Below are 15,023 nucleotides of genomic sequence, written 5' to 3' on the forward strand. Positions count from 1 at the left end.
ACGAACCACGAGCCGCTGAAGCGGCGTTGCCGACTGTTCGCCGGAACAGCGGGTGGCCGCCGTTACACCGGCGGCACGGACTCGTTGGACACCGGGCAGCAGCGCGCCTGCCTTGCACAGGGAGCCGCCCGGAGCCCGGATCCTCCGGTCGAGCGCAGCTGAGCAGCCATGATCCGGAGAGGCCAGGGCGTGAGCCTGCTCGGCCCGGCCTCTGCGGCGGGCTCCGGGCCGGCTCGTTACACCTGTCCGATCTTTCGAGGGGCTCATGTGCAGGCAGTAACGACGCGCCGCCACCTTCCGCGGCTGCGGATCAGTGGAGTCTGCAAGGCGTACGGCGGCAGGCAGATCCTGCGCGACGTCGACCTTGATGTCCCCGCCGGGACGCTGGTGGGAGTCGTCGGCGAGAACGGGGCAGGCAAGAGCACTCTGCTGCGGATCGCCGTGGGACACCTCGCACCCGACCGCGGAACGGTGACACGGACCGGGGCGGTGGGGTACTGCCCGCAACGAGCGGTACTGAACGATGCGTTCACCGTCGGACAGCACTTGCGGCTCTTCCAGATGGCGTACCGGCTGCCGACGCAGGATCGCGCCTCCGAGCTGATGGAGCTGATGGCGCTGACCGGCTGCCGACGACAGCAGGTCGGTGAGCTCAGCGGCGGAACGCGGCAGAAGCTGAACCTGCTGATCGCTCTCATGCACGATCCGCAGCTGCTGGTCCTGGACGAGCCCTACCAGGGCTTCGACTGGGACACCCATCAGCGGTTCTGGACCCTGGCCGCCTGCCTGCGTGATCAGGGCCGTTCGATCATCGTGGTGTCGCACCTGCTGCACGACCGGCACCACTTCGACGCGATCGCCCACCTGCGCCAGGGCCGTCTGCACTTCGAGGAGACCGACCGTTGAGGCTCACCTGGACGGCATTCATCGAATTGCTGCGCTGCACTCTGCTGGGCCACCTGCGCAACCGGCTGGCCTTGGCTCTGGCGGTCGCGTTCATCCCGCTCTGGATCGCCGTGGCACGCCTGTGCACCTCCGACGCGGTGGTGGGCATCCGGCTCGACGCCATCAGCGCCTCCGTCTCCGTCCCGGCGAGCCGGGTGGCTCAGGTGGCCAGCGCGCTGGGCGCCGTCACCATGGTCGCCGGCTTCGTCACCTTCACCGAGACCTTCCAGTCCCGGCGGATGGACCGCCGTCTGCTGCTGTCCGGCTACCCCCGACTTCCGATGCTGCTGGCCAAACTCGCCGCCGTCGCCCTCACCGCCGCCCTGCTGGCCCTCTACACCACGATTCTGCTGTGGATCTCCCTGCCCGTGGACCACGTGGTCCCCCTGGGACTGGCCCTCGCAGGCGCGGGCCTCGCCTACGGCGGCATCGGCCTTCTGCTCGGCTCACTGGTCCGCGGCGAGTTGGAGGGCTTCTTCCTCATCATCATGCTCAGCCTGGTCGACACCGGCCTGCAGAACCCCGTCTTCAACACACTCATGGAGGTGGCAGGCGTGGCCGCCTTTCCTCTGTACGGCGTGACCCAACTGGCGCTGAGCTCGGCCCTGACCCCACGGATCCCCTGGTCCCACGGCCTGCTCTCCCTCACCTGGTCCGCGGCGACCGGCGCCCTGGCCCTGCTCGTCCTCCACACACACCGCCCTTCCCGCTCCCCGGTGTCCCGAAGGACGGGGGCCCGGGCAGGGTGATCGCCGTCGTGCCGCGATGACCGCGTGCCGACGCGGGCTGAGAAGTCCCGGAGGCGCCGCCACACCCGCTCTCGCCTGGCATTTCGGCGGCGATGGCCGGCAGCGGTGCGCCCCGGCACGGGCCGCCACTCGGCTCGGGCCAGCGGCGGCGCGCGGTGCGCTTTCGTGCAGGTGGGCGCGAACGCGCTGGCGACGCGGACGGGTCCGCGGCCGGGGCGGCCTCGTGTTCAGGTTGTGGCGCCGCGGTCACCACGGGCCTCGCACTGGCCGTGTCCGCCGTCGTGAGGGGCGTCGAGGTTCTCCCGAGAAGGAGCGTCAGGGGGCGTCAAGGCTGCCCAGGAACTCCGGTTCGCCCTCACGGCCAGCCCGTCAGCACAGTCTGCGCGTCAGGCGTGCGGCTACGGTCCCGTACGCCACACCGACCACCATGGAGACCAACAGGGCCAGGACCGGGGGGTGGTCTCTCAGGTAGGGGTAGACCTGGAAGTGCGTCAGGTAGATGTACAGCGAGCTGCCCGCCAGGACGGCCGCGAGTCGGTTGAGTGGATCGAGGCTGGGCAGGGCCGGGATCCACAGCAGCAGGGTCAGTCCGCCCACGACGACGGAGGTCCGCAGGGTTTGTCCTTCGGGGAACAGCCCCTGCACAGTGACCAGCACAACGGCGGTCAGCAGCAGCCGCTGTGCCGTCGTACGGGCCCGCGCCGCCGCCCAGCCCAGTGCGAACAGGAAGAACACCACGGTGGGACTCAGGTGGTAGCGGATATGCGCCAGGTCCCAGGGGTCGTAGCGCCCGACCGTCCCCAGGCCCACCAGCGCCAGGGCGAAGCCGAACGGGCTGCGCCGCTCCACACGGTCGAGCAACGGGATCGCCAGCAGCGCCGCCAGCCCGGCCAGGAAGTAGACGAGAGCCTCGACGAACCAGTACCGCCACTCCGGGTCCGATCCGTCCTGTTCGAAGAGACTGTTGGCCAGCACGACGTTGGCCAGGTCGTATTCGCCTGTCAGCAACAGCGCGAGGGTGATCCACACCATGCTCGGCACGGCGATGCGCGCGATGCTGCGCCACAGCCGGCGCAGCCGCTCCGGGCGTTCGTGGGCGGTGAGGTGGAAGCGGGCGAAGTTGAAGCCCGCGACAGCGAGCAGTACATGGGCGCCGCCCTGGACGGCGAACACGGGGATGTGCGAGCCCACGATCAGTACGATGCCGATCGCGCGCAGGGCGATTCCGGTGTCCAGGGTGCGCCGCGGCCCACGCCTTGCGCCCGTGTTCCGCGCGGTGTCGGGGCCGTGCAGGTCCCGGATCGGTGTCGTGTGCCAGTCGGCGGGCAGCACGCCCACCGCCTGCTCCAGCCGGAGGGACATCTCGACGTAGGAGAGCGAGTCGCCGCCCAGGCTTACGAAACTGCTGTCCTCGGTGACATCGCTCCGGTCGAGTATCTCGGCGTAGAGGGAACAGAGGTCGTCGGTGGTGGCGCCCCGCACGGGCAGCGGCGCTTCCGACTCGCACGCCAGCCGTCGTACGGCCTCGTAGTCCGGCTTGCCCGTTGCGAGCCGCGGGAGCTCGGGCACCGTCCGCGCATGTATCGCGCGGGGCGGCAGGCCGGAACCGTCCGCCACCAGACGCCGGATGCGTGCCGCGTCGACACCGGCGGTGGGGATCGCGACCACGGCCAGTGCGTCGTCGTCTCCCGTGCAGAACGCCCGTATGCCGTGCCCTTCCAGGATGGCCTCGACGCGCTGCGCGTCTATGCGCAGACCCAGGATCTTGGTGAACCGGCTACGGCGTCCCACGATCTCGTACAGCCCGTCGGGGGCGCGCCGGGCGATGTCTCCGGTGTGCAGTTCCTCGACCGTGCGTCCCAGGGCGAGGTCCGTCGGGCTCTCGGCGTAGCCGAGCATGACGTTCGGGCCGGAATAGACCAGTTCGCCGGTGTCGGGCTCGTCGATGCCGTCCACCGGCCGGATGTGGAAGGAGCCACCGGGGATCGGCAGTCCCACGGCTTGCGGGCGCTCGGCCGCGCGGGCCGGAGGCAGATACGCCATGCGGGCCGTCGCCTCGGTCTGCCCGTACATCACGAACAGCTCCCAGCCCGCACGGCGACCGGACTCGGCGTAGCGGGCGACCCGTTCGGGCGCCAGGCGCCCACCGGCCTGGGTGACATACCGCAGGTGAGGCAGTCGCAGGCGCTCGAAGCCGACCCGGTCGAGCAGGTCGAAGGTGTACGGCACGCCGGCGAGTGAGGTGCCGCGAGCTGTGCGGAACTCCTCCCAGAAGTCGGCATCGGCGACGGACCGTTGGGTGAGGATCACCCCGGCGCCGCGCAGGAGGTGGCTGTGGATGACGGACAGGCCGTAGCAGTAGTGCATGGGCAGTGTCGTGGCCGCGCGGTCACTGTCGCGGATGTCCAGATACGTGGCGATGGACTCGGCGTTGGCCTGGAGGTTCTCGGCGGAGAGCCGGACCAGCTTCGGCGAGCCGGTCGAACCGGAGGTGCTGAGCAGCAGCGCCAGATCCCGGTGGAGGGTGTGTGCGCTCTCGGTCCGCCGCTCGTCGAGCGCCCAGGTGCCGTGGCCGTCCGGTCGCGCGATCACGTCCGGGTCGTATGCGGCGGTCAGGGCGTCGATGGTGCCGGTGCTGTCGCCGGGCACGAGCAGGACGGGGTGGCCGGCGGCCAGTGCCGCGAGGTGGAGGACGAGGGCGTCGACGCGGTTCGCCCCGGCCAGCAGGACCAGGCGGCGTGTGGTGCCGAGGCGTTCGGCGGTGGTGGCGACCTGTTCGGCGAGCGTCCGGTAGCTGACCTCGCCCGTTGGCGTGATCAGTGCGGTGCGGTCACCGTACGAGGCGAGGTTCCGTGCGAACGGCACACCGCGCAGCCGTAGAGGCGGCGGTGACGGAAAGCGCATCGAGGTGCGCGGCATTGGGCGGGTGAGCTGGTCCGACAGAGGTCCGAGAGGGTCTATCACGGGCGCGCGACCTTTCTGCGGCAGCGTCCGCAATTAGCACAGATCCCTTGACGGTTAGGCAAGCTTTACCTTATTCATAGCATGTTCACAGTTGGCTCGAAAGCATCGCTTCACCGCCCGCCGACCGACGACGCGACCCGCGGCGTCACGGCGAGCCACGCAGGAAGGCACACCACATGCGACGCCCCCTGGCCGGCCGGATCACCACGCTCCTCGCGGCCGGCCTGCTCCTCCCTGCCCTCGCCGCCTGCGGCTCCGACAACGACGGGGGCGGCTCGGCGGACGGCGGCGACGCCGGCCTCGTCATCTACTCCGGGCGCAACGAGAAGCTGGTCAAGCCGATCCTGGACAAGCTGGAGAAGGCCGTCGGCAGCGAGGTCGAGGTGCGCTACGGCGACAGCGCCGAACTGGCGGCGCAGATCCTGGAGGAGGGCGACCGCACCAAGGCCGGGCTGTTCTTCTCGCAGGACGCGGGCGCGCTCGGCGCCCTTTCCAAGGAGGGCATGCTGGCGAAGTTGCCGCAGTCCAGCCTCGACGAGGTGGATCCGGCCTACCGCGGCAACGCCGGCGACTGGGTGGGGCTGTCGGGCCGCGTGCGCGTCATCGCGTACAACCCGGACAAGGTCGATGAGTCCGACGTCCCGGACAGCGTCCACGACGTGGTGCAGCCCGAATGGAAGGGCAAGGTGGGCTTCGCCCCCACCAACGCCTCCTTCCAGGCGTTCGTCACCGGCATGCGCGTCCTGGAGGGCGACGACGCCACGCGCGAGTGGCTCGAGGGCCTGAAGGCCAACGGCAAGACGTACGCCCACAACCTCGCCACGCTCGACGCGGTCGAGGCCGGCGAGGTCGAAATCGGCCTGGTCAACCACTACTACTGGTACGAGCGGGTCGCGGAGAAGGGCGAGGAGAAGGTCAACGCCGAGCTCCACTTCCTGCCCGGCAAGGACCCCGGCGCGCTGATCAACGCGGCCGGCGTCGGCATCCTCAAGGACAGCGGCCAGACCGAGACCGCCCAGAAGGCCGTCGACTACCTGCTGTCCAAGGAGGCGCAGACCTACTTCGCCGACACGACGAAGGAGTACCCGCTGGCCGCGGGCGTCACCAGCACCGTCGAGGGCCTGCCGCCGTTCGACTCCCTCCAGTCCCCCGAGATCGACCTCGGCAAGCTGGAGTCGCTCCAGGAGACGTTGGCCATGCTCCAGGACGTCGGGCTGGTCTGACGATCGTGAGCCCCACGGAAACCGCGAGCACGGCGGAGTCCGCGGAGTGCCCGGCCGGGGCACCTGCTCCGGCCGGGCGCCGGCGCGTGCGTACGACCCCGCGCGGGGCCGGCGCCGGTTCCGGCCGCAGACCTCCGCTGATCCTGCTCGTCCCCGCCTGCATCGCCGCTCTGTTCGCCCTGCTGCCGCTCGGTTACCTCGCAGTCCGCGCCCTCGAACGGGGGCCGGGCTACGCGTGGGAGGTCGTCGCCGACGAACGCACCCTCCAACTCCTCGGCCGCAGCCTCACCTTGACGACGGTCGTGGTGGCGGCCTGCCTGGTGCTCGGCATCTCACTGGCCTGGCTCACCGTGCGCACCGCCCTGCCAGGAGCCCGCGCCTGGTCGGTGCTGGCCACCCTGCCGCTCGCCGTGCCCAGTTATGTCGCCGCCTTCGCCTGGCTGGCCGCCGTGCCCCGGACCACCGGATTCGCCGGGGCCGCGCTCGCGCTGACCCTGGTGAGCTTTCCGTACGTCCACCTGCCCGTCGCCGCAGCGCTGCGCGGCATCGACCCGGCACAGGAGGAGGCCGCCCGCTCCCTCGGCAACGGCCCCCTGCGCACCTTCCTCCGGGTCACCCTCCCCCAGCTCCGCCCGGCCGCCGCGGGCGGGGCGCTGCTCGTCGCGCTGTACGTACTCTCCGACTTCGGCGCCGTCTCCCTGATGCGGTACGACACCTTCACCCGCGCCATTCACACCTCCTACCGGGCCTCCTTCGACCGCACCCCGGCCGCCGCGCTCAGCGTCGTGCTGGTGGTGATGACGGTGGCGCTGGTCGCCGCCGAGGCCCGCACCCGGGGCCGCGCGGGACACGCGAGGACCGGCGGCGGGACGGCACGCCCCGCTGTCCCGGCGCCGCTCGGACGCTGGCGGATCCCCGCCCTCGCCTGGTGCGGCGCGGTGACGGCCGTCGCGGTCGCCTTTCCGCTGGGCACCCTCGGCTACTGGCTGGCCGTCGGCACCTCCGCGACCTGGGACCTCGGCGCCCTGGCCGAGACCGCGTGGGCCACGCTGGGGGTCGCCGCGGCCGGAGCCGCCCTCACCACCCTGCTGGCCCTGCCCGTCGGGGTGATCGCCGCACGGCACCGTGGGCGCGGCGCCTCGCTGCTGGAGCAGGCCGCCTACGCGGGGCACGCGCTGCCCGGCATCACGGTCGCGCTCTCCCTGGTCTTCTTCGCGGTCCGCTACGCCTACCCGCTCTACCAGCAACTCCCGCTGCTGGTCTGCGCGTACGCCGTCCTGTTCCTGCCGGTCGCGGTGGCCGCCACCCGGGCCGCCGTCCTCCAGGCGCCGCCCGTGCTGGAGGACGTGGCCCGCTCGCTCGGCCGTTCACCCCTGCGCGTACTGCGCGAGGTGACGGTGCCGCTGGCCGCACCGGGGGTGGCGGCCGGTGCCGCCCTGACCTTCGTGGTCTGCATGAAGGAACTGCCCGCCACGCTGCTGCTGCGCCCCACCGGCATGGACACCCTCGCCACCCGGCTGTGGACCGAGACCGGAGCCGGTTCCTTCGCGGCCGCCGCACCCTACGCCGCAGCCCTCATCCTGCTCGCCGCCGTCCCCTCCTACCTCCTGGGCAGGCACCGCACATGAACGACCTCCACATCGAGCGACTCACCAAGTCCTACGGCCCCCAGGCCCCCGTCCTCCAGGGGCTGGACCTCTCGGTGCCGGGCGGCTCGCTGGCCGCCGTGCTCGGGCCGTCCGGCTGCGGCAAGACCACCCTGCTGCGCATCGTCGCCGGGTTCCTGCGCGCCGACTCGGGCGCGGTCACCGTCGGCGGACGCACCCTGGCCGGCCCCGGTGTCCATCTACCGCCGGAGCGGCGCCGCATCGGCATCGTCCCGCAGGAAGGGGCACTCTTTCCCCATGTGAGTGTGGCGCGCAATGTGGCCTTCGGCCTGACCGGTCTCGACCGCGGTGAGCGGCGACGGCGTACGGAGGAGATGCTGGACCTGGTCGGGCTCGCCGGCTACGGCGACCGGATGCCGCACGAGCTGTCCGGGGGACAGCAACAGCGCATCGCCCTGGCCAGGGCGCTCGCTCCCCGCCCCGCGCTCGTCCTGCTCGACGAGCCGTTCAACGCCCTCGACAGCGCGCTGCGCACCGGGGTGCGGGCGGATGTGCGCGCCGCCCTGCGGGCGACCGGAGCCACCGCGCTGCTCGTCACCCACGACCAGCAGGAGGCCCTGTCCACCGCCGACCTCGTGGCCGTCGTACGGCAGGGCCGGGTCGTCCAGTGCGACACCCCGCAGGACCTCTACCGGCGCCCCGCCGATCCTTGGGTCGCCGGTTTCGTAGGCGACGCCGTACTCCTCCAGGGCACGGTCGCCGACAGAAGGTCCACGGCCCACACACCGCTGGGCCCCGTGGTGTTGGCCTCACCACCGGACGGGCTGCACACCGGCACGGTCGTACTGCGCCCCGAGCAACTGCGGCTGACCGACGCAGACACCGCAGCGGTGAGAGGCACAGTGACCGACGTGTGTTTCTACGGCCACGACGCCAAGGTGACCATCGCCGTCCACGGCATCGACGGCACGGTGGACATCCGTGTCGCGGGCCCACTGCCGGTCGGCCCCGGCCAGGAGACCGGCATCCGCGTGACGGGCGAGGCCACACTCCACCCGTAGGCCCGCCATTTGCCGACGCGCCGGAGAACCCCAGGGGCGACCCGTCGTCCTACTCGAACCCGCTGTTCGTCCAGGTTCGCCAACGCTCCGGCAGCGGATCGCCCTCAGCGACGGACCGTTGCCATCTGCCCCGCGTAGACGAGCGGTGGAGCCGGACCTCTGATCCAACTGCCCGGCCCGCCGTGATATCGGGTGAACCGGTCCCAGGGTGGCGTGCGGAGGATCGTGCCGCAGATGAATCAGCGTGCCAGTCAGCCGATCGACGAAGACCAGTTGGTGGCGGGCGCCGGCTCCTTCGGCCCGCTTCCTGACCCCGCCTCGCGCAGCATGGCGGCGGCCTTCGACTCCGGCCTGCCACGGCACGGCCAACTCCTCTGTCAGGCAGGCCAGATGACGCCGCGAGATCCCCGTGAACAGCCGATGCGCAAGAACCGCCCGATTGACCATGATCGCGCGACACGACCGACATCGCACGCCCCTCTTCTCCAGGCCGTGCCGCCGGTGCGGGGCAAGCGCGGCCGACCCCGGCGTGGCCCGGACGTGGTGCTGGGCGACCGCGGCTACGACCACGACAAGTACCGCCGCCTGGTCTGGGACCTCGGCGTGAAGCCGTTGATCGCCCGCCGCGGCACCGAGCACGGCTCCGGCCTGGGCACCCAACGCCGGGTCGTCGAGCGCGCGTTCGCCCATCTGCACTGGTTCCGTCGCCTGCGGATCCGCTGGGAGATACGCGACGACATCCACGAAACCTTCCTCACCCTCGGATGCGCACTCATCTGCTGGAGACGCCTGAAGTCATTGCGGTAGGCGTTCTTAGCCGCATTGGACCGAACTCCCGCACACGGCAGGCAAGTTGCGGCGGACGCCTACACTCGCCCCATGAGGAAGCAACCTCCCCCGCCACCCCTCACCGAGGCCGAGACAGCCGAGGCCGAGCAGGAACTGGGTGTGTCCCTTCCCCTGGAATACCGGGACTACCTGCGCGAGGTGAGCGCCGGCGGGGCACTGGCCCGGCTGGAGCGGACCGATCGCGGTTGGTGGTGGGCCGGGAACGACGAGGCGATGCGGGCTCGGCTGGCCGTGCCCTTTCCGCACCCCGACTCCTATGACGAGGCCGACGACGAGTTGGTCGCGCGGGAGCCGCGGGCCGAGGCGTTCGAGGACGAGGCGGCGTACGCCGACGCATGGCGTGCCTGGGACGACGAGGCCGGCGAGTTCGAGGACATGAAGACCGCCGGTGCCGTGGTCGTGCAGGAGCATGGGTGCGGCTTCTCCACACTGCTGGCGGTGACCGGGCCGCTGGCGGGCACGGTGTGGTGGGACGGGCGGGCGACCTGCGACCGGATCGTGCCGCTGTCCCTGGACCATCTCGGCGGTGCCCGCCCGGTCCGGTTCGCGGAGTGGCTGCGGCACGGCTCGTGGGCCCTGCTGCCACCGGACTGGCCGCCCCACCCATCGACCCCCGTCGTCCCTCGCCAGCGGCTCAATTGCGGGTGAGTGACGAAATGCACCCCCTGGACTCCCGCCAGCCACACTGCCCTGGCGGCTGCCCTCGTAGTTCTTCCGTACGTGGGCCGCTCCGGTAAGCCTGTCGGGCAGAAGTGACAGCGGCGACCGAGTACGAGTACGAGTGCGGAGGTGACAGGGCGTGAACCACCGGGAGCGGGTCGCCGCGCGGATCGAGGAACTGCGCGGCGTACCCGGCCTCGCGGTCCGGCAGAGCGAGATCAGGCCGCCGGCGTCCGCCGCGGAACTGGCCGAAGCGCGCACCCTCGCCCGAAACCGTCTGCCCGAGGGCGTCGAGGATTTCTACACCCGGCTCAACGGGTTCACCCTCGCCTGGGACTACGCGCCGCCGGGCCAGAGCGGTCGGCCGACGGACTCCGGCTCGATCGACATCCTTCCGCCGGCCGAGGTCTTCTCCGACCGGCGAGAGACCATCTGGTTCGACGACTTCCCCGGCGGAGACCGCTTCGAGCCGGTCGAGCCGTTCGACTTCTTCAGCCCCGAGGCGTGCGCCGCCTTCTGCCGGCAGCCCGACGCTCCGCCCGGTGACGAGGTCCACTACCACTACCTCGGGGAGGGGCTGCGCCCGCTCGTCCCGTCCTTTCCCGGCTGTCTCGAACTCGCCCTGCTCACCTGCGGATACGCCGGATGGCACAACGCGCTGACCCTCGACGACCCGGCCTTACCGGAAGCGGCGGGCATCCGCGCCCGGATGCGACGGGTCGTCCCGAGGTTCAGCGACGACAAGCTCACACACTTCTCACGAGGGGGACACTGTTGACCGCTTCACCGAGAGACAGAGACCGGTCGGCTTCCGTACGGCGTTGGGGGGCCGGTCTGTTGGCGACGGTCTCCGCCGCCGCCCTGCTGTCGGTGCTGTCGCCTCATCCCGCTCGGGCGGCAGAGGACACCACCCGCTCGGCTTCCACTTCCTCGGTCTCGTCGGCGGATGACGCGCTGGCACGCCGCTACGCGCCGCGAATCTGGCTTCATCAGGACGAGTCCTACTTCCCGGACGCTGTCGAGCCGTTCCTGGCCAACACCCACCTCGAGACCCGTGCGGACAACGGCAACCCCAACCAGCAGTTCCTCGTGACCAACCAGGCGCTGGGCTGCGACTCCTGCACGAATCCGCCGTTCCTGGCCGGACAGCGCCCCAGCCAGAGCGCGGTTCCGGCCTACGCGGAGGTCGTACACCGCACCGACAACGGCAACCCGACCAACATCACCGACATCAACTACTGGACGTTCTTCCCGTACAACAACGGCAAGCGGGTCTGCGTCGGATGGTTCTCCCGCTGGGGCTGTGTCGGGGGCTACTCCACGTTCGGCAACCACGTCGGCGACTGGGAGCACGTCACCGTCCGCTTCGTGGACGACGTGCCGTACAGGGTCTCCATGGGCCAGCACGACGGTGGACAGACCTTCTCGTACGGCGGCCCAGAGGTCGACCTGATCGGCGATCAGCCGGTGGTCTACTCGGCGCAGGGATCTCACGGCATGTACCCCGACGCGCGACGCCACACCTACCGGAATCTGCCCAACGGCGACACCCTCAACGACGACACCGGCGCAGGCACGCTCTGGGACACCCGGCAGGCACTCAAGGTGTTCGCCTGGCAGCCCGTGGGCAGCTACACCGGCGAATGGGCCTGGCTGAACTACACCGGCCGCTGGGGCAACCCGAAGTCCGGCTGCTTCTTCTCCGAGGCCCTCAGCGGGGAATGCGTACTGAACAACGGCCCGGAGGGCCCGCCCAGGAAGTCCCTGTTCGACCCGCACATGCAGCCCCTGGACGGCGAGCCCGGTCTCCAGTGACGCCGGCCGGAGAGCTGCTCGACATTGGTCGCCGGCCCGAAGTCGACCGAGAGCGCCGGTGCCGGTCTGCCCACCCGGGTCGGTGGACCCCAGTAGGCGGTACTGGTGAGCGGCAGCGGGCCCGGGGTGATGTGGAAGACGTAGCCGAAGCGCCGGGCCATCGCGGTGAGTTGGGCGAGGTCCGTGCCCCGCTGGACGAGCACCACGCGGTCGAACGGCTGCAGATACCGCTCGGTGAGCAGCGGCTGGTCGAGCGCACCCGCCGGACCCCCGCGTCCGGCGGCGATGACCAGCTGGAATCCGGATCTGGCACTGTCGGACATGGTGACCTGCACCTGCTGGAGGTTCTCCACCAGCCGCGGCGGCGCCGGTACGGGCACCGTGGGGCCGAGGAGCACGGTGAGGTAGGAGCTCAGCAGGGCCATGCTCTCTCTCCTTCCACAGGTTTCCTTCCACGGGCCGGTACGGCGGCAGGGGCGCGGTCACGCCAGGGGGAACGGGATGGGGATCCGGGTCCCGATCCGGTCGGCAGCGGTGAGCTCGTCCGGATGGATCACCGGATGGGCGTCGCAGATCCGCCAGAACTGGGTGGGGTCGCCCAGAGCGGCGGCGGCGATCGTGTCCGGTCGGTCCCCGGGGGCGACCGTGTGCTCGGCGAGCGTGTGCGCACTGCCCGGCATGGGGAGCAGCCTGCGGCTCAGGCAGCGGACCTCGCGGCTGCCGCCGGCGCCGTCCGGGACGGTGGCGGTGACCACGTCCAGCGAGGCGTACCGGCTGGTCGGATCGGTCAACTGAACACCCCTCCGATGCCGCCGGTCACGGCCCGGCCCGCCGCCGACCGGGCGGAGAGCGTGGCCATGGCCTCCTTGGCGATCTGGTGGGCCAGGAAGAGATGGTGTCCCGGACTGGTGACCGACAGGTCGCTGTAGGAGAGCACCCGCAGTTCCAGGTCCGCCCGGGCCCGGATCGGGTTGAGCTGGGTGTCGTACGCCTGCTCGGTGATCGAGAAGGAGGTCAGCCGCACCGGGAGGACCCGGCCGGCTCCCCAGACCAGGAGGGTGAGCGGTGCCTCCGTCGGTACCAGTTCGATGGTGCCGACCGCCGTCAGCGCCAGGTTCTCCAGGACCACCGAGCTCTTGGGGTAGAGCAGCATCTCGAGCGCTGCCAGCTGGGGGTGGATGCCGAGGACCGCGGCCTGCGGATCACCGTCCGCCAACTGGTCGGTGGCGTCCACCTCGACCGCCAGGCTGATCGTCTCGATCGGGGCCCCGGTGAGGCGCAGCGCATCGCTGCGGGTACCGCCGGTCCCGTCGTCGCCCTCCGGTGTCCGGGCAACCAGTCGCCGGGTCATCTCGTCGGGGTTGTACTGGAACACCACCAGGCCGGCCAGCGGATTGGCCGGGTCGACCCCGACCAGCGCGCCGCGGGGAGTCCGGACCGCGTCCGTACGCCCGGTCATCGGCGCATGCCGTTGTCTGTCCGCATTGCGCGATCGTGACCGACCCCGCGTCACTCCGGCGTCACTGCCGCGTCACCGGCCGACGGCGGGCGAGTCAGGGTGCTGCCCTGCGATTTCAAGCTCGTCGAGTCCGCCCATGTCCGCCGGCGAACGGTGAACGAACCCCACCAATCGTCGAGCAGGTCCAGCAGCGTCTCGCGCTCGTCGGCTTCCACTCCTCGCGCAGCTTGGCGAAGGGCCGGGCCTTCTGCTTCGGCGGGCGCGTCATCTTTGCGGCGATCCGGTTCAGTTTGGCGCTGGCCCGCCCAGAGATCACTGGCAGGAACTGCTGCTCGCCGTCGCCGCCGTCGGCGGTCACGTACTCGTGCTCGAGCTCTGCCCGGCAGGCGACGATCTGGTCGCTGAGTGACGCAGAGCAATACGCCGACCGCGACCTTTCTTGTGTTGTGCCGCATCCCGTCGATGCGTCTTCATGACGAGGCTCACGAGGCCGACCGCGCCCTCAGAGGCATGCCCGTGGGTCCCGTGCCTGGCAGGTACATCGCCACCCACAGGCCGAGCCGCCTCCAGGCGGTGCGCGGCGAGCCGCCGATCGGAGCGGCCGGCCGGTCACGGCCCTCCGGGCGGTCCAGGCGCCGAGCCTCACGTTGCCCCGGGCGTCAGCACCGCTTCCAAATGAGCCGGTAGGAGGCGCCCGGGACGTCCGTCGAACCCATGGTGACCACGCTGGCGCGGTTGCCCGAGCCGGCGCTCACCTGCAGGGATGTGTTGACGTTGAGGTACCGCTGCGAGCCACACGGTGCCCAGACCAGCCGGTTGTCCGGCACGCTGTCGGACACAGCCCAGTCATCCTGGTACGGCCCCGTCAGCGGGTGGGACTGGAAGACGTCGTCCGTCGTCCCCTGGAAGTAGTAGTCGGACTTGATGGTGGCGGTCGCGCGCGCGGGCAGCGAGGCGTGGCCGCGGTGGTCAAGCCCGAAGAGGGCGTAGGTGTAGGACGCCGGGGCTTTGACGTCCAGGACGAGCTGGCAGTTCTTCCGCGCGTCGGCCGGTCCGGCATTGCCACCGGCCTGGGCGGTGTAGGCGTCGTACGTCACTGTGAGCGTGGAGTTGTCGGGGGACACCGTGGCACCAGCCGTGCCCGCCGGGCACCCGGAGCCGTTGATCGTCTTGATCACGACCTGGGCCCCCTCGGCCGGCGCGTCGGCGGCCGCCGACCCGGGTTGGACCGACAGCAGCCCGAGGCATAACGCCGCCAGTGCTCCGCTGGTGGCGAGAAGACGAGACATGACTCTCCAATCGCAGTACGGCTGGTGACGGAGCCCCACAGGCATGACGCGGGGCGGCCGCCCTCACCCGCTTCGGTCGCCGGAGCAGGTTCGGTCATCGGTGCATGCACGGCGGCGGAACTGTCCGTACGGGTTCGGGGGACGGTCGTGCGGTCATCACCGCGGGCCGCAGCGGGCCCCCCGGGGTGGGAGCGCGCCCACTATAGGGGGAGCCTGCCACCTACGAAAGAGACGAGTGCGGCGCAACCTCCGGAACAGCAGGCGGGCGGCGGCGAATCCGTCGTACAGGTCGCGGGGCGTCATCAGAAGGAGGGGCACCTACCGACAGTCGCCCAGCGTGTGGAAACGTTCCGTGACGAGGCCCTTGACGGACATGTCCGCGCTGGTGTCCTTTATGGCCTT

At 70.9% G+C, this 15,023-nt stretch carries 13 protein-coding genes and 2 pseudogenes; 9 read left to right on the plus strand and 6 right to left on the minus strand.

Going from position 1 to position 15,023, the window contains the following annotated elements; translation table 11 throughout:
* Nucleotides 1–267: 267 nt before the first annotated feature.
* Both ACZ6BB_RS00910 and ACZ6BB_RS00915 read left to right on the plus strand, forming a co-directional pair.
* Nucleotides 268–906: an ABC transporter ATP-binding protein gene (locus tag ACZ6BB_RS00910; RefSeq protein WP_471613199.1), complete on the plus strand. Its 639-nt coding sequence runs from the start codon at nucleotides 268–270 to the stop codon at nucleotides 904–906.
* Entirely contained in the window at nucleotides 903–1,694 is a 792-nt protein-coding gene (locus ACZ6BB_RS00915; RefSeq protein ID WP_471613200.1) for a hypothetical protein, read from the plus strand. Before ACZ6BB_RS00910 ends, ACZ6BB_RS00915 begins: the two co-directional genes overlap by 4 nt.
* Nucleotides 1,695–2,063: 369 nt before the next feature.
* Here the strand turns inward: ACZ6BB_RS00915 and ACZ6BB_RS00920 are convergent, their stop codons facing one another.
* Nucleotides 2,064–4,559: an AMP-binding protein gene (locus ACZ6BB_RS00920; protein WP_471613201.1), complete on the minus strand. Its 2,496-nt coding sequence runs from the start codon at nucleotides 4,557–4,559 to the stop codon at nucleotides 2,064–2,066.
* 275 nt (nucleotides 4,560–4,834) lie between these two features.
* Between ACZ6BB_RS00920 and ACZ6BB_RS00925 the strand changes: the two genes are divergently transcribed.
* The 3 genes from ACZ6BB_RS00925 to ACZ6BB_RS00935 all read left to right on the plus strand — a co-directional run bounded on the left by ACZ6BB_RS00925 (nucleotide 4,835) and on the right by ACZ6BB_RS00935 (nucleotide 8,549).
* Nucleotides 4,835–5,881 (plus strand): iron ABC transporter substrate-binding protein, encoded by a 1,047-nt coding sequence (locus tag ACZ6BB_RS00925; RefSeq protein ID WP_471613202.1) that lies wholly within the window; start codon nucleotides 4,835–4,837, stop codon nucleotides 5,879–5,881.
* Between the two features lie 86 nt (nucleotides 5,882–5,967).
* Complete coding sequence (locus tag ACZ6BB_RS00930; RefSeq protein ID WP_471614085.1) at nucleotides 5,968–7,509, plus strand: ABC transporter permease; 1,542 nt, start codon at nucleotides 5,968–5,970, stop codon at nucleotides 7,507–7,509.
* Nucleotides 7,506–8,549 carry an ABC transporter ATP-binding protein gene (locus ACZ6BB_RS00935; protein WP_471613203.1) on the plus strand — a complete coding sequence of 348 codons (1,044 nt, stop codon included), beginning with the start codon at nucleotides 7,506–7,508 and terminating at the stop codon, nucleotides 8,547–8,549. Before ACZ6BB_RS00930 ends, ACZ6BB_RS00935 begins: the two co-directional genes overlap by 4 nt.
* A 180-nt stretch (nucleotides 8,550–8,729) precedes the next feature.
* Here the strand turns inward: ACZ6BB_RS00935 and ACZ6BB_RS00940 are convergent.
* Nucleotides 8,730–8,996 (minus strand): annotated as a pseudogene (locus ACZ6BB_RS00940) (transposase family protein); the annotation flags it as partial.
* 18 nt (nucleotides 8,997–9,014) lie between these two features.
* Here ACZ6BB_RS00940 and ACZ6BB_RS00945 point away from each other — a divergent pair.
* The 4 genes and pseudogenes from ACZ6BB_RS00945 to ACZ6BB_RS00960 form a co-directional block, all read left to right on the plus strand.
* A pseudogene (locus tag ACZ6BB_RS00945) lies at nucleotides 9,015–9,356 on the plus strand (transposase); the annotation flags it as partial.
* A gap of 72 nt (nucleotides 9,357–9,428) precedes the next feature.
* Complete coding sequence (locus ACZ6BB_RS00950; protein ID WP_471613204.1) at nucleotides 9,429–10,046, plus strand: SMI1/KNR4 family protein; 618 nt, start codon at nucleotides 9,429–9,431, stop codon at nucleotides 10,044–10,046.
* Nucleotides 10,047–10,197: 151 nt separating this feature from the next.
* A complete protein-coding gene (locus ACZ6BB_RS00955; RefSeq protein WP_471613205.1) occupies nucleotides 10,198–10,836 on the plus strand; it encodes a hypothetical protein in 639 nt (212 codons plus the stop codon).
* A gap of 59 nt (nucleotides 10,837–10,895) precedes the next feature.
* The gene (locus tag ACZ6BB_RS00960) at nucleotides 10,896–11,873 is read left to right on the plus strand and encodes a Vps62-related protein (protein ID WP_471613206.1); all 978 of its coding nucleotides are present in this window, start codon (nucleotides 10,896–10,898) and stop codon (nucleotides 11,871–11,873) included.
* 482 nt (nucleotides 11,874–12,355) lie between these two features.
* On the opposite strand, the gene ACZ6BB_RS00965 is transcribed toward ACZ6BB_RS00960, so the two are convergent.
* The 4 genes from ACZ6BB_RS00965 to ACZ6BB_RS00980 form a co-directional block, all read right to left on the minus strand.
* A complete protein-coding gene (locus ACZ6BB_RS00965; RefSeq protein WP_471613207.1) occupies nucleotides 12,356–12,664 on the minus strand; it encodes a hypothetical protein in 309 nt (102 codons plus the stop codon).
* Nucleotides 12,661–13,332 carry a hypothetical protein gene (locus ACZ6BB_RS00970; protein ID WP_471613208.1) on the minus strand — a complete coding sequence of 224 codons (672 nt, stop codon included), beginning with the start codon at nucleotides 13,330–13,332 and terminating at the stop codon, nucleotides 12,661–12,663. The genes ACZ6BB_RS00965 and ACZ6BB_RS00970 overlap by 4 nt, the downstream gene beginning before the upstream one ends.
* A gap of 115 nt (nucleotides 13,333–13,447) precedes the next feature.
* A complete protein-coding gene (locus ACZ6BB_RS00975; protein ID WP_471613209.1) occupies nucleotides 13,448–13,690 on the minus strand; it encodes a hypothetical protein in 243 nt (80 codons plus the stop codon).
* A gap of 301 nt (nucleotides 13,691–13,991) precedes the next feature.
* Nucleotides 13,992–14,621 (minus strand): DUF4360 domain-containing protein, encoded by a 630-nt coding sequence (locus ACZ6BB_RS00980; RefSeq protein ID WP_471613210.1) that lies wholly within the window; start codon nucleotides 14,619–14,621, stop codon nucleotides 13,992–13,994.
* Between the last annotated feature and the right edge of the window lie 402 nt (nucleotides 14,622–15,023).

This window comes from Streptomyces sp. NPDC041108 (genome assembly GCF_055592645.1).

What these genes read in the sequence shown, in the direction of transcription:
- ACZ6BB_RS00925 (WP_471613202.1), top strand. Translation starts at nt 4,835, where the DNA reads ATGCGACGCCCCCTGGCCGGCCGGATCACCACGCTCCTCGCGGCCGGC.
- ACZ6BB_RS00935 (WP_471613203.1), top strand. Translation starts at nt 7,506, where the DNA reads ATGAACGACCTCCACATCGAGCGACTCACCAAGTCCTACGGCCCCCAG.
- ACZ6BB_RS00950 (WP_471613204.1), top strand. Translation starts at nt 9,429, where the DNA reads ATGAGGAAGCAACCTCCCCCGCCACCCCTCACCGAGGCCGAGACAGCC.
- ACZ6BB_RS00970 (WP_471613208.1), bottom strand. Translation starts at nt 13,332, where the DNA reads ATGACCGGGCGTACGGACGCGGTCCGGACTCCCCGCGGCGCGCTGGTC.
- ACZ6BB_RS00980 (WP_471613210.1), bottom strand. Translation starts at nt 14,621, where the DNA reads ATGTCTCGTCTTCTCGCCACCAGCGGAGCACTGGCGGCGTTATGCCTC.